General features: G+C 66.1%; 7 protein-coding genes. 3 read left to right on the top strand and 4 right to left on the bottom strand.

From position 1 onward, the window contains the following. Positions 1–117: 117 nt before the first annotated feature. From RYL44_RS08880 to RYL44_RS08865, 4 genes are all read right to left on the bottom strand, one after another. Positions 118–2,754 (bottom strand): DUF6493 family protein, encoded by a 2,637-nt coding sequence (locus RYL44_RS08880; protein WP_314975754.1) that lies wholly within the window; start codon positions 2,752–2,754, stop codon positions 118–120. After that, positions 2,754–5,198 carry a DUF6493 family protein gene (locus RYL44_RS08875; RefSeq protein ID WP_314975753.1) on the bottom strand — a complete coding sequence of 815 codons (2,445 nt, stop codon included), beginning with the start codon at positions 5,196–5,198 and terminating at the stop codon, positions 2,754–2,756. The genes RYL44_RS08880 and RYL44_RS08875 overlap by 1 nt, the downstream gene beginning before the upstream one ends. Then, positions 5,195–6,589 (bottom strand): SWIM zinc finger family protein, encoded by a 1,395-nt coding sequence (locus tag RYL44_RS08870; RefSeq protein ID WP_314975752.1) that lies wholly within the window; start codon positions 6,587–6,589, stop codon positions 5,195–5,197. Before RYL44_RS08870 ends, RYL44_RS08875 begins: the two co-directional genes overlap by 4 nt. Positions 6,590–6,763: 174 nt before the next feature. After that, on the bottom strand, positions 6,764–8,476 hold the full coding sequence (locus RYL44_RS08865; RefSeq protein ID WP_314975751.1) for a methyltransferase: 1,713 nt from the start codon (positions 8,474–8,476) through the stop codon (positions 6,764–6,766). Positions 8,477–8,555: 79 nt separating this feature from the next. Here RYL44_RS08865 and RYL44_RS08860 point away from each other — a divergent pair, with 79 nt between their 5' ends. The 3 genes from RYL44_RS08860 to RYL44_RS08850 all read left to right on the top strand — a co-directional run bounded on the left by RYL44_RS08860 (position 8,556) and on the right by RYL44_RS08850 (position 12,908). Beyond that, on the top strand, positions 8,556–9,524 hold the full coding sequence (locus RYL44_RS08860; RefSeq protein ID WP_314975750.1) for a DUF808 domain-containing protein: 969 nt from the start codon (positions 8,556–8,558) through the stop codon (positions 9,522–9,524). Between the two features lie 172 nt (positions 9,525–9,696). Continuing rightward, on the top strand, positions 9,697–10,380 hold the full coding sequence (locus RYL44_RS08855) for a superoxide dismutase (protein ID WP_314975749.1): 684 nt from the start codon (positions 9,697–9,699) through the stop codon (positions 10,378–10,380). A 1,097-nt stretch (positions 10,381–11,477) separates the two neighbouring features. Further along, positions 11,478–12,908: a hypothetical protein gene (locus RYL44_RS08850; protein ID WP_314975748.1), complete on the top strand. Its 1,431-nt coding sequence runs from the start codon at positions 11,478–11,480 to the stop codon at positions 12,906–12,908. Positions 12,909–13,884 lie beyond the last annotated feature (976 nt).

Raw genomic sequence — 13,884 nt, 5'->3', positions numbered from 1 at the left:
TCCACCCCAACAGACGAGTAACAACGCCCTGACGCCAAGCGCCGCGGCTGCCCCTGCAGCCGCGGCGCCCGCGCACACAACACCGCTCAGCACGTCAAGAGTCCCCAGCGGATCAGCTCACGCAGCGGGGCCTCGATCTCGGCGCGCTCGCGCCGCGCCGAGCGCCTCCGCCGCCTCGCGCGCGAGGCCAGTCGGGGCATCAGGCAGCGCGTCGAGCGCCCGCAGTGCTTTAGCGAGCGTGCTCGATCCCTTCATCTTGGGGCGCAGCTCATCGGGCACGCTCACCCTCATGCCGTAGTCGCCCGCGAGCGCCACCAGGGCCTCGACCATACGATTCGAACCTCGGATGCCAACGAGCGACGGCAGCACCGCGGCGATGGTCTGTGCGACGCGATACCCGGCCAGGGCCGAGACGGACGCGCAGTCGGTGAGCGTCTGGGTGACCCGCCCGGGACCGAACCACCCGTTGCGCATCAGGTAGCCGATCTCCTCGGCCATGGCCGCCGGGTCGTATCGGTCGGTGTCGGCGAGGCCCGCGATGGCCTCGGCGGCGATGGCCCGATAGTGTGCCTGCGCGGCGGTGGACGCCCACGCCAGGGCCGAGTAGGTGGGCGCGCCCGGCGCCCGCCATCCCTCTCCCAGCGCGCGCACGATGACCTCGAAAGCGGTGATGACCTGCGGGAACTTAAAGAACGCCCCCTGGAGGACGGGCATCGCGTGGGCGGCCAGAATGTCCGGATTGTGCTGGAGGGCCCAGGCCGCCCACGCGTAGGCGACGCCGCTCGACCGGTAGTCACCGGATTCCAAGAGCCGCCCGGTGAACTCGGGAGCCACCCCCGCGACGTTGGCGAGGGCGACCGCCAGCGAGTCCTCGCCGGTTGCCAGGGTTTGCCCGGGGATCGCCCACGTCTCGTGCATGTCATCGGTCTTGTCGTAATCGCCGCGCACGACGCTCACCGGCTTCTGGTAGGGAGCGCGGATGATCTGCCGCTCCCACTGCACCTCCATGGGTTCGAGCGGCTCGGTCAGGATCGGGTCGAAGCGGTACATGTCCTGACCGTTCGGCTTGTCGTAGGGCTTGTCGCGCAATGCAACGCGCAGCTGCTCGTGCAGGAGGCGGACCGGGCCTCGGTGCTGCTCCCATTCGCTGCCCTTGCGCCGGTAGCCGCGGAAGTGGCCGGCCTCGGGCGCGTCCTTCACCTCCACTCCGCGCAGGAGGCGAGAGGCCAGGTAGGACAGCTGGTTGGCGCCCTTCCAGTTGGGGGCGCTCCGCCAGTACCTGGCGAGCAGCGCCTTGTCGGCCTCCGCCAGCTCGATGCCCTCGCCGCTGATGCGCGTCAGGAGCGCGGGCAGGGCGGCGCCCGCGGACGCGTCCTCGAAGAGGGCGTGCAGCGCCGCGACGGCCGCGTCGTTGTCGTCGGGCAGCTCTGCCGCGTGCGACGTGCGCGGCAGGTCCGCTGCGGGGGCGTCCGGGAACGTCCACGAGGCCTGGGCGCCCTCTCCGGGTTCGCGTCCCAGGGCACTCGCGCCGAGGGCGGCCGACCCCGCAGGCCTGGCCCCGGCCTCGTCCGCGCATTCCCCGGAACCGTCAGAGTCCCCGGAACCGGCGGGGGCCGCGACGAGCGCGGCTGCGCGGTCTCGTAGGTCGAGGGGGAACTCTGCCTCAGCGACCACGTCACTGACGGCGGCAGCGCACCCGGGATGGGCCTTGACGAGGGCGGCGAGCAGGCGCAGGTGCGCGCGCAGCAGCTTCTTTTCGGAGCGCGCGAGGACCTGGGCGCTGGCCTGCACGAGCGCGTCCACCTGCTCTACCGTGAGCTCTCCGACGAGGTCGAGGAGTGCCTTGTGCGCCAGGGACACCGTCGGCGAGGGTCCGGCCCCGAGCAGGGCGATGAGGTCCGAGGCCGCCGCGAGCCTTTCCTCGCGCGTCGGTTCGAGCGCCTCCCAGGCCCGCGAGAAAACGCGGGCGTTGTAGGCGGAGAAGTCGCGCCTCTGGGCGGCCAGACACTCGGAGAGGATACGGGGCCGCAGATGCGGGAAGCGCGTCGCCATGTAGCGGACCAGGTCGTGGCTGTGCAGGCGCTCGAAGTCGCCGCCGGGCGCGGAGGGGTCCTCGCGATACATCCACACGAAGAGGGCAGAGCCGGGCAGGGCGCCCTCGACGCGGAAGAACTGCCAGAACTCGTGGTCCAGAAAGGTCGGGTTCTCCTCGAAGAAGCGCTGCGTCTCATCCGAGGTGGGGTGAGGCGCGGGAATGATCCTGCGCGCGAAGTACTCCAGGGAGGGCGCGGACGCCAGGTGCGCTCCACGCTCAGCCAAAATGGTGCGGTAGGTGTGCCAGAAGGCAACGCCGCCGGGGCTGCCGGCGGCCTGCTCGAGCCACTCGCCGCTGCGCCCAGCCGCGCCGCGCCTGTGAGCGGCGAGCAGACGCTCCAGGTCCGCCCCCTCGCGCGGGTCACCGCCGCGGCGGCCCGACCACCGGGCACCGTAGTCGTCGCCGGCGTCATCGCTCCCGGCCAGGGCGGCGCGCAGGAAGAAGCACATGCGCACCGTGTCCTCTGGGACCGCGTCCCACTCCCACTCGACGGCTGGCGGGACGAGGCGCGCGAAGGGCACGGACTTGAACAGGGAACGCCGATCCTTCTCCGAGGCCCCCTCCAGCACCCGCTCGTAGGCGCCGATGGCACTCTCCCCGGAGGCGAGGAGGCGCTTGAGGGCCGCGCGGCGCTCGGCCAGGGGCGCAGGCGCGGTCATTAATCCATTTCCTTCAGTGTGCGCGCGTACTTGGCGGTCTGTGAAGTCCCCCGGAACAAGGCGAGCCAGCCGACGAGATCCTCGCCCAACGGCGGCGCCCACCCCTCGTCCTGCGCCCGCGCGTACTGCGCGGTGACGACGCCCAGCAGCTGCCCGATGCCCGTGCGCCGGCGCTCAAGCCCGGGGAGCAGCGCGAGCGCCAGGTCCAGCGCGAGGCGGGGGTCCACGTTCCCCAGATCCTTGAACGCTCTCGCCCACCGGTTCAGCTTCACGGTGTGCGCCACGGCCTCGAAACCGGCCACGGCCTGGTCGAAGGAGAGGTCCCCGCGCGCCACCAGCGAGGCAAGGGTCTCGACGCCGAGGGCACGCGACTCGACCTCGTGCTCTCCCATCGCCTGGCCCAGGAGCCCCGCGGCCAGCGCATCCCAGCGCCCGCCGTGCTCGCACAGGGCCCGGTAGCACTCACAGGTCAGCTGGGTGTTGTCAAGCACGTACCACTGCGAGGCGAGCAGGCAGACGGCGAAGTGGCGTACCAACGCGGGGTAGATGTAGCGGTGGGCAGTAAAATCGCCCGAAGCACTCGCAATATCCGCAAGCGCGCTCAGATCGGGTCCTGTCGCACCTGTATCCACGCCGACGATACGCGGGGTAAAGAACGCGTAGACGGGCGAGCCGTCACGGGCGACCTTGGGCTTCCCGCTGCGCGACTCGTAGGCGGGGTGCCCCTCCCACGTCACGGAGAGGGACGACAGGTAGCCCTCGGCGCGTCTGCGCACCACCCCCTGAAGGGCGAGGCGGATGCGGGCGGCGGCGGAGGACGGCAGGTCCTCCTCCCGCTCCTCCACGAGCGCGAGCGCGGCCACGCAGTCCGGGTGCTCGGCGTCCACGCGCAGCAGCGCCTGGGTAAGGTCAGCGCCAAGCGGCGGCGCGTCCCCGTTGTCCAGGGCACGGCGCACCAGAACAAGCGGGTTCACGGCACCCCGATCGTCGGTGGGCGTCGCCAGGAGGCGGTAGCGCTGCCCGCGCGCGAGCAGGCCCGCGACCTCGATGATGCGCTCTCGCATGAGGGTGGGCATGTTCTCCGATTCCAACCACGTGGTGGCTGTGGCCAGCGGGCTCTCCGCGCCCTCCTCTCCCCCATCGAGGGCTATCTGCAGGAGACGTCCAAGCATGCGCTCGTACCCAAATCTGCGCGTGGTTAGGCGCCGCACGAGCGGGCGCAACGATTCCAGCGCGGCCGGGTCGAACTCGGGGGAGACGAGAAAAGAAAGCAGCAGCTCGTATTCGAGCCCCATCTGCGCGCCCTCCGCCAGGACGCCGACCCGCCCAACCACGTCCTCGGCGCTCATGGGCACCAGGTCGCTCACCTGTCGGGGCGGCGGCAGGAAGGCTCCCGGCCCGACCTGAGTCTCCCCGGGCACGAGGCCGGAGCCGGGCCGGTCGGTCGCCGCGCCTACGGACACGAACTCGCGCGCCTCGGGGGCGACCAGCGGATCCAGGTCCGCCAGACGCACGATGGCGGCGACGCTCTCGGGCGTCAGGAGGCTGGCGGTCACGTTGTCGCGCGCGAGGCCCAGCGCCGCGCGCTGCACCTGCGCGTCCGGGAAGGAGAGGGCGACACCGAGCAGGGGTTCAAGGTCGGTGCCCTCCACGGCCCCGAGGCCGTCACGCAAGACCCCAAGCACTCGCAGAGCATTCTCCTTCGACCCCATGAGCGCTCCCTCGCAGCTGCGCGCGAAAAGTTCCAGGTCGAGGCGACCGGCCCTGGCGAGGGCGCACAGCTGTCCGACCGCCAGGGTGACGGTCGGCCCGACGGGGGAGGACATCAGGGCACACAGGACACCCTGACGCGAGACGGCCTCGTCAACGGTCATAGAGGCCAGGCGCAGGGTCCGCGAATACCAGCCGGCGCGCGCAGTGGGCAGGTCAGCGGCGAGTATCTCTAGGAGAGCGTCGATGAGGCGATCCCGGTCGATGAGTCCCTCATCGGCGCTGGACACGAGCGTTCGCGACCAGCCGGGCGACTTCACGCCGACGGAAGCAGAGCGGTCGGACGAGGACAGCGACACGCCGCGGTTGCCCTCCTGACGCAGCATTCCCCACACCAGCTCCTCGCGCAGCTGCTGGTCTGCGCGCATGAGAGGCAGTTGCAGCCCGGGTTCCAGGCCGATGAGCGCCGTCAGGTAGTGCTCGTCATGCTCGAGGGCCAGGTCGCCGTGCAGTTCAGCCAGGCGCAGGAAGCCGATGCCGTCCATCCACGGGTCGGACAGCCGAGCGCTCACGGTCAGGTCGTCATCCGTGGGCGGGCCGTCGTTGATCTCCAGCATGCGCGCGTAGACTTGGTCGAGGGTCCACTGGTCCGGGTGCTGCCGGACCCACAGGTGGAGCCTCCAAAAGTCCATGCACTCATCCAGGGTGTCGGGCAGCCAACGGATGGTGCTCACGATTCCTCCTTCACGAGCAGGGAAACGGCGAGGACGTGCTTGCAGGGACCCCGCCCGCCCCTGTGTTTCATCCACCATGGGCAGGTGCACCGGTACTGGCCGATGGCGTAGGGGTCGGCGGGCACCTCCACCCGGTAGCGGTTCGCGCCCGAAGCGACCCGGAAGCGTGCACCCTCCTCACGGGTGATCGCGCCGCGCTCGATAAGCGAACGCGCCCCGGCTAGTCGCGGATGCATGGCGGTGAGTGCGTCGGCACGCACGGGCAGGGGACGATGGAAGTAAGCGCCCTCAGTGACGTCGAAGCCGACCTGCCCGCTTGAAGCCAGGAGCGCGAGGCCGCCGGCCACCCGGTCGGGGGCCAGGCCGCAGCGGGCCGACATGAGCTGCGTGTCGATGCGCGGCTCGAAGGAGAGCAGGGCGCAGAGCTGGGCCGCGTCCTCCTCGACGTAAGGGGTTCCAAGGGCTGCCAGGACCGCGCCCTCCCCCGAGAAACCGCGTGACTTGGCGGGGCTGAGTCCCACGCTTAGGCGCGCGCCGGGCATGCGGGCGACCCACAGGGAAGCGACCGGCTCACTGTCCGCATCCACGTCAGGCCCGTAGGCCTCAAGCGACGTGATGAGATGAAGAAGCGGCTCGAATACGCGCAGACGTTCAGGACCTGCGACGCACGCCGCCCCCGGCGCGGGCCGGGTCCCCAGGCGCAGGCCGCGCACGGCCCGCCCCGCCCACATGACCGTGCCCGTCGCGCTGGACCTCGGCAGGCCCCTGATGAACGCGCGGGCCTGCGCCGCGTTCAGCGCGTGGAGAGGCATCATCGCGGAGCTGAGCATCTGCATCTGCGCAAAACCCTTGAGCCAGCGCAGGGACAGCGGCACCTTCTCCTCCGTGACCTCCTCGTCCAGGGTCGTGGCCGTCAGCCCCTCCTCGCCCACGCCCAGGTGCAGGGGTTCCCCCGCTCGCAGGGACGCCAGGGCGGCGCGCAGCGGCTGGTTCACGTCCACGTTGGTCACGCCGACCGCGCGGTGGGTGGCGTCCAGGGACGAGGCCTCCACGTCGAGCCGCGCGTACACGCCGCAGCACGCGCTAAAAGACTCAAAGCGCAGGCCCTCCGCCGTGCTGGTCACAACCGGGTCGAGCATCCCGATACGCGTGAGTCCGCCGCCGGGCGTTGCGACCATGCCGGGCGGCACGTAGAAGCGGGTGCGCGCCACGCGCGCGACCGCGAGCAGGCCGACGGCAACCACGTCAGGGCGCTCCATGAACCCCGAGAAGAAATAGGGGCGCGCCGCCTCCCCCTCGGGGGTGAACCCTCCCGATGTCGCCAGCGCAAGCCCGGCGCCCTCGTCCAGGCGCGAGGGGGCACTGTAGCGGTAGGTCAGCTCGTAGTCCATGTCGCTCCTTCGCTGAATTGTGGCGCCAGGCTAACACAGTGCCCCCACATCTGGAGCCACCAGCGAACCGGGCATCCACACTCGCCACAAGACTGCAACAACACCGCGGGTTCCCCGGAAAACAACGGGTGGCACAACCGCCCCCGACCGTGGTGCCCGCACCCGCAACGCCGCTCAGTACGTCAGGAACCCCCAGCGGATCAGGTCGTGCAGGGGCGCCTCGACCTCGGCGCGCACATCCTCCACCTCAACCGAGGTGAGCATCGCGACCGCCGCCGCGATCTGGCCGACCGTCAGCTCCCCATCCGAGGCCCCCACGACCGCGGACACCGCCGAGGAGACAGGCACGGAACGGCCCAAGCCCCCACCCTGATGCAGGATCAGCAACTCCGGGTCGGCGCTGCCCGGCACGTAGTGGCGCTCCTCGCGCACATCCGACGCACGCGTGAGCGCCGTGTCCCACAGCTGAGGGGCGCGCAGGGAGGCCAGCGCCCACGCCACGTCGCGCCCGCGCGGGGCGTGCCCATCGAGGGACAGGTCGTAGGCGCGAACCCCACCCGAGGCGGCCTCGGCCTCGTCGAGCCTGCGCAGCGCCACAAAACCCATACCGATCGCGCCCGTGCCCGCGCGACGGAAATCCACCAACCACGACGTAAACGCGCGATCGTAGTCGGCGCGCGGCATGAGCTGGCCGCCCGAATCACGAATCCACATGTCCACGTAGCGCGCCGGCTCGAGCACGTCACGCTGAACCACCCACGCGTCCACCGGCAGGCCCTCCAGCCACGCATCGACGCGCTGGGCCCACTGCGTGTCCGGGTTGCGGCTCGCAGGAATCTCCCAATTCGCCAGCATCTGCAACGTGCCCCCCACGTTCAGGCACGAGGGAGCGTCACGCAGGATCACAGCAATCAGGTTGTCGCGGTCCATGCCGCCGTCACGATACTCGAGCAGCCCCGCCGTCCCGCGCACGCTATCCGGCGTGATAACAAAAGGAGGATTGGACACAATCAAGTCGAAGGTTTCTCCGGCGACCGGCTCAAAGAGGGACCCCTCACGCACGTCGATCGTCGTCTCGTTCAGGGCAGCGTTGAACTGGGTGAGCGCGCACGCCCGCGCTGAGACGTCGGTAGCAACGACGCGGCTCGCGTGCGTCGCCAGATACAGGGCCTGGATACCGCACCCGCACCCCAGGTCAAGAGCCGAATCAACCTGCTCGCGAACCGTCATCTCCAGGAGCGTCAAAGTCGCCCCACCAATGCCGAGCACGTGATCGGCAGCCAGCGGCCTGCCGGTCTGCGCCTCACCCAGGTCAGAGATCACCCACCAGTCATGGTCGCCGTCCGGCAGGCAAGCCGCGTGGGGGCGCACATCGAAGAGTGCGCGCATCCACGGATCCGGTTCGGCCTCGGGCGCTTCTTCGTCGGGGTCGCGCATGGTCGGTATGGCAGGCATCCTCGGGAACGAGGCCTCCTCCTGGCTCACCTTCTCCACGTCAGGTCCGCCGTCCGCCCCCCGTTTCGGCGTGACCTTGCCGCGCTCGCGGGACATGACGAAAGCGCAGAAGGCCTCAGCCTCGTCAATGGTGGCCGCCAGGCCGAGAGTTACCAGGCCATCCGCGCCAAGCGTCGGGAGCGCCTCACTCAGCGCCGAGGCGCGCTCAGGCTGCCCCAGGACAAAAAAGCGCGTGAGCGTGGCGGCAGGCTCCATGACGCCAGCGAGTTCCACGAGGGCAGGCAGGCGCGAGTCGCGCATGAGAGCGGCCAAGGTGTCGGCGCTCAGCAGCGCCGATAAGGTGTCGATGGTCCATCTCGACGCGATAACATCGAAGCGCAGGCGCGCGATGAGGTCACGATCGAGGGCGGGGACGGGTACGGAAGTCGTCATGCCTCAAGACTATCCCCATGAGTACAATGCGCGGGAGCCCAACGAGGTACCCCACGCGGCGTCTATAGGAGGAAACCCCATGTCCGGAGGACTTGTCGCCCTGCTCGACGACATCGCGACCCTCGCGAAAGTCACGGCCTCATCTGTCGATGACGTTGCGGCAGGTGCCGTCAAGGTCTCGTCGAAGGCAGTGGGCGTCGTCATCGATGACACGGCAGTCACCCCCCAGTACGTCGCTGGCCTGAACCCCAAGCGCGAACTCCCCATCATCGCTAAGATCGCGCGCGGTTCCCTCATCAATAAGCTTTTCATCATCCTACCGATCGCGCTCCTGCTCACGTGGCTGGCCCCCCACGTCCTGCCGTTCCTCCTCGTCGTGGGCGGCGCGTACCTGTGCTTCGAGGGCGGCGAGAAGGTCCTCGAAAAAATCGGCTGGCTGCCCGACCACCACGAGGGACACGAGGAAGGCGGCGCTGCATCCGCCGAGGAGCTCGAGAAATCCATCGTGTCGTCCGCGACCCGCACTGACCTGATCCTGAGTTCCGAAATCATGCTCGTGTCCATGGCCGGCCTGTCGAACGAGCACGGCGCGATGCGCGTCGCCGTCCTCATCGCAGTCGCTTTCTTCATGACGTTCTTCGTGTACGGCCTGGTCGCCCTCCTCGTCAAGGCCGACGATGTGGGCGTGCGCCTGGCGCGCGGCGCACTCGAACCCGAGGACAACCGCCCCGGCCCCGTCGACAACGTGGGCCGCACGATCGTTCGCGTCATGCCGCACGTCTTTGGCGTGATCGGCGTCGTCGGCACGGTGGCGATGCTGTGGGTTGGCGGCCACCTGGTCATCGAGAACCTCGCCGAGGTCGGCGTTCCCATCTTCCATCATCTCCTCGAGTCCGCCGAGCACGCGGTGTCTGCCGGCGGCGGTTTCGTCTCCTGGCTGGTCGAGACAGCCCTGTCGGGCATCTTCGGTGTTGTGCTAGGTTCCGTGACCGCGTGGATCGTCGTCGGGGCTTCCGCGCTTGTGCGTCGCGTGCGCGGTCAGGCCTGATTCTCCTTCTTTTTTCACGAGGTCGGGGCTGAGGGTGCGCGATCGCGTTTCCCAGCCCCGGCCTCGTCGTTGATCGCACTGCGCGAAAGGTGACACACAACCCCTTCGCAAGTTGGGACTAAAGTACTACTCTGGAGTGAACAGTTAAACGACGACGCCCCGGAGGAGCATCATGACCGTCTACACCCTGCCCGACCTGCCCTACGACTACTCCGCGCTGGAGCCCCACATCTCCGGGCGCATCATGGAGCTACACCACGACAAGCACCACGCGAACTACGTGGCCGGCGCGAACGCCGCGCTGGAGAAACTGGCCGCCGCCCGCGAGTCCGGCGACTTCGCCGCCATCAACCTGTGGGAGAAGAACCTGGCCTTCAACCTGGGCGGCCACACCAACCACTCCATCTTCTGGACGAACATGACCGGCGAGGGCGCCTCGCGTCCCGAGGGCGAGCTCGGTGCGGCGATCGACGAGTTCTTCGGCTCGTTCGAATCCTTCCAGGCTCAATTCGCCGCCGCCGCCCTGGGCCTGCAGGGCTCCGGCTGGGCCGTCCTCGCGTGGGACACTGTCGGCAAGCGCCTCGTGACCTACCAGATGACCGACCAGCAGGGCAACATCCCGGTCGCGACCGTGCCGCTGCTCATGATCGACATGTGGGAGCACGCCTTCTACCTGGATTACCTCAACGTCAAGGCCGACTACGTCAAGGCCTGGTGGAACCTGGTGAACTGGGAGAACGTCGCGTCGCGCTTCCAGGCCGCTCGCTTGTCCTCCGGCCTGGTGAACGCCCACTCCGCGCTGTCCGACCTGGGCGCGCATGCCATTGATACCGTCAAGGGCTGGTGGAAGAACTAAGCGTCCTGCGTGACGCGACCGCGGCCGCCCTACGTGTGGCCACTCGGCGCGACAAGATGGGGGGTTTTGCACCATTAGGAGCATCCTGTCGGCGTGTCGCCGGCGTGTCGCCGTCCTAATGATGCAATTCCCCCATGCCCCGGCCCCGAGGCCCGGGCGCTGGTGGCGCGACCACCACAACTACACACACGCAGCAGAGGCGGGACCCTTCGGGGCCCCGCCTCTTTCGTATCCCTGCCTGGCCTTTCGGGCCTCCACGCTCACCGAACACGCGACTACCAAGGCCTTCGAGCGGCGGCACGCCCCCAATGACGCACACGTGAACCCGATGAACTGCGTGTCGATCCAGGATTCCACGCGGTTCCTAGCTGTCGGGCCAGGCTTCAGATGATGAGTCTCTCGAAGCGTAGCTGGCGGATCACCCTGGCGCTCAGCAGCACCCTGAGGGCGTACGCCCCCGATTCTGCGCAGTGATGCTCACTGTTTCGCGGGTACTCTCCGAGCAGCTCCATCACCGTCTTGTGTCGCCTGATACGTGCTGGGACGGGTCCGGGGTGCGCCTTTCACCTCCACACCACACGTGCGGGTCCTTGCATGATCACCCCACACATAGGCAGCCAGTAAGGCAATCACAGAACCCTCTATCGACTACCAGGCCAGAGGAACGCCGAGCGTCCGCGACCAGCTGGACCCCTTCCAGGTCGACAAGCAAATCATACCGATCGCGACGACCGGGCAGAGCAGCAACAGGTTGACAGTGAGACACCGCCCGAGGTCTTTCAAAAGCACAGGGGTTGGAATCCGCTCATTGCCAAGGGCCTCGACCTCTACCCGCAACCCCCGACCAACACACGGTCACCCACACTCAACTCCGAAGTGGCAACAACCCAAATGAACACCACCATGCCTCCCAGCAACGCCCTGCAGTAGTCCACCGGTGCGCCGAGGACCGGGAGGGTTAGACACCCCGGTGCTCCGCGCTCCCGGTGGTGGAATTACCCCTGCTACCGTTGAAAAGTCTCTTGCCTGTCAAGCCGCTCTTGCCTCTCACCTGACCGGCTGATAGAGTTTAGATGTCCGAAATTCAAGGAGCTAACATGGGCGATTATGATCCTTTCACTACTGACAGCGACCCGATCGATAAAGCGGAGCAAGGACAGCGGATCGGCCCCAATCGATACAAAGACCGGCATAGTGAACTATATTTCGCACTAGTCAAGCAATTTAAACGAGCAATTTGTGACGCACACATGCGAAGTCGCCACTTTAGTATCGACGAAACATACTATCTCCTTCAGGCAACCCCGATTCAAGGCTACCCAGCCTTACCCGTTGAGATAGAGCCGCTCATAATTTCCCGACCTACGGCAGATGGCTCAGGGGGAGGAAAAATACTAAGCAGCCACGCGCGACTAAACCCCGCCGGTTGGACTCCAACTTTCAACAACCTTCGCGACCGCATCGACAAGGCCCTCAGGGGACACTATGTCTTACCCACATACACGGATACAAACACACTACTAACAGCAACGCGTGACTGGGCGCAACAGCTAAACGGTGATACCAGCAAGAATACCGGTTCCCTTCCATCATGGATTGGATCTGCCCAAAAGAGGCTCGTTGATTCAAATTCAAACACGCTGACATACGTCGCAAATAACTTGCTTGGAGGCCTAACTCCCGCGCTCAATATCCTTACACAAGCCAGCTTCGCTTGCATCTCTTTAATTAACCTCAACGCACACGCAGTTAACATCCTTCGCTCCGAGACACGTAAAGCTATTAGCAGCGCAATCGACGCATGCAACCATATTCGGTCAGAGCAAACAAAGTGCACACTTAACTTTGCAATTACCGCGCTCAATATAACAGCTACAGGCGAGAAGATTATGAAGGGTGACCTGGGTGCCACAAAAGATACACTAACACAGATTAAAGGTTGGCTCGAGGCAAAAGAGAAGACCAACCCGTTTAAGAACTTTGTTTACTCAGAACAGGATATTATAGCTGCATTTGAGAAGGCTATTGCTAAGATCGACGCCAACTTCCTGCAGGCGGAACAGCGCATTCGAGACGCTTATATCTCGATTTCAGACACCCTCAGTAATCGCTACGACAGCGGCGACCTAACCATCGATGACCAACCACAAGACACAGAGGGCCGCACTCAAGTCCTATCTATTAAAGACACGTCACTTGAACAAGTCTACCACGGAGATTTACCCGAGATTTCAAAACTCCTCAGGAAGGTTAAGGACGAAACGTATCGAAGCAACTACACCGCTGCATTTAGCCGCTGGAAGTCCCTGGGGATCAGTCCCACTGGCCCGTCTAAGAATTTCTATGATGTCGTGGGGGAAATCCGACTCATTCTGGAACGCCTATCGGAATCATGCGACGGCATCGCGTCAGGCCTCGAAAGCTTTCATAACGACATGAAAGCGAACGAAACGGACTCTGCTGATAGTATTCGCAGAATCACCCGAAGGATGCAGGAGGGGACGAAGACGCATCCTAAGTTTTCTTAGAGCACTTAACTTCCGGCTTTTCCCGCGCCAGCTCGAGGCACAGGTGGCGTACCTCAAATTATCGATTGCCCTGAAGACGCAGAGGCGCTCCCTAACCGGGACAAAGCCCTAGCGGTCGCCGAGCTTTCAGGGCATGGACACGCGGTGTGCGATCTCCTCGAGGCGGCCGGCCTTGCCAGGTCGAGCTACTACTACGCGCTGGCTCACCCCAAGGGCGCGACCCGGGCACATCTGCGGCCCAAGGTCGCCCAGATCTTTTCGAGGACTCCCAACGGGTGTGGTCACAGGCAGGTGGCCATGTGCCGAACCTGCCAATTATTCTGTGTATGGGGTAAGAGGTGGGAGGTGATTCGATCTGGTTGGTCACCGCGGGCATTAGATGGGCCAATGTGGGGAACACGCCCCGTCAGACGGGGGAATTGCACCATTAGAGGCGCGACACGCCGGCGACACGCCGACAGAACCCTCCTAATGCTGCAAACCCCCCATCACCGCCCGATTCAAGAACGTTGCACAGGGGACGAATCGTGACACTGCTGATGGAGAGCGCACCGGAGCGCCAGGCCGCGGTGCCCGCGGCCGGTAGAGGGGCCCGAGAGTGACGGCGGTAACCGCCCCTCCAAAAGTCGCACGTAATTTAACGCGGTCATTTTTCGAGATAGGCCACAAACGTTGCAATCCCAACGATCAAATTTCAAATCCTGACATACAGGTAGGGGAATTACGTGCGACATTGCTGGGGAACTACTCCGGCATTTCAAACGGACGACCCACCGATGTGGAGGGCGTCCGATGGTCCGGAAGGCCAAGCTGCGGTGCCACGGTTTCCGCGGGCGGCGGCGCCTGACTGGGCTTCGAGACGACGCGCCCAGCGAAGCTCGCGGCGCGGACGGCGGACGGGCCACCCACGGGCACACAAAGCGGGTTATAGGACATTTCGTGTTGCTGGGGTTAGTCCCAGGTGTTGTGGTAGGGG

The sequence above is a fragment of the Actinomyces bouchesdurhonensis genome (assembly GCF_963540955.1).
Taxonomy (GTDB): Bacteria; Actinomycetota; Actinomycetes; order Actinomycetales; family Actinomycetaceae; genus Pauljensenia; species Pauljensenia bouchesdurhonensis.
Note: the sequence above shows the minus strand (reverse complement) of the source record. Positions and strands in the feature narration are given on the sequence as shown.

Coding starts and splice junctions, on each gene's coding strand:
- RYL44_RS08880 (WP_314975754.1), bottom strand. CDS start 2,754: ATGACCGCGCCTGCGCCCCTGGCCGAGCGCCGCGCGGCCCTCAAGCGC.
- RYL44_RS08870 (WP_314975752.1), bottom strand. CDS start 6,589: ATGGACTACGAGCTGACCTACCGCTACAGTGCCCCCTCGCGCCTGGAC.
- RYL44_RS08865 (WP_314975751.1), bottom strand. CDS start 8,476: ATGACGACTTCCGTACCCGTCCCCGCCCTCGATCGTGACCTCATCGCG.
- RYL44_RS08860 (WP_314975750.1), top strand. CDS start 8,556: ATGTCCGGAGGACTTGTCGCCCTGCTCGACGACATCGCGACCCTCGCG.
- RYL44_RS08855 (WP_314975749.1), top strand. CDS start 9,697: ATGACCGTCTACACCCTGCCCGACCTGCCCTACGACTACTCCGCGCTG.
- RYL44_RS08850 (WP_314975748.1), top strand. CDS start 11,478: ATGGGCGATTATGATCCTTTCACTACTGACAGCGACCCGATCGATAAA.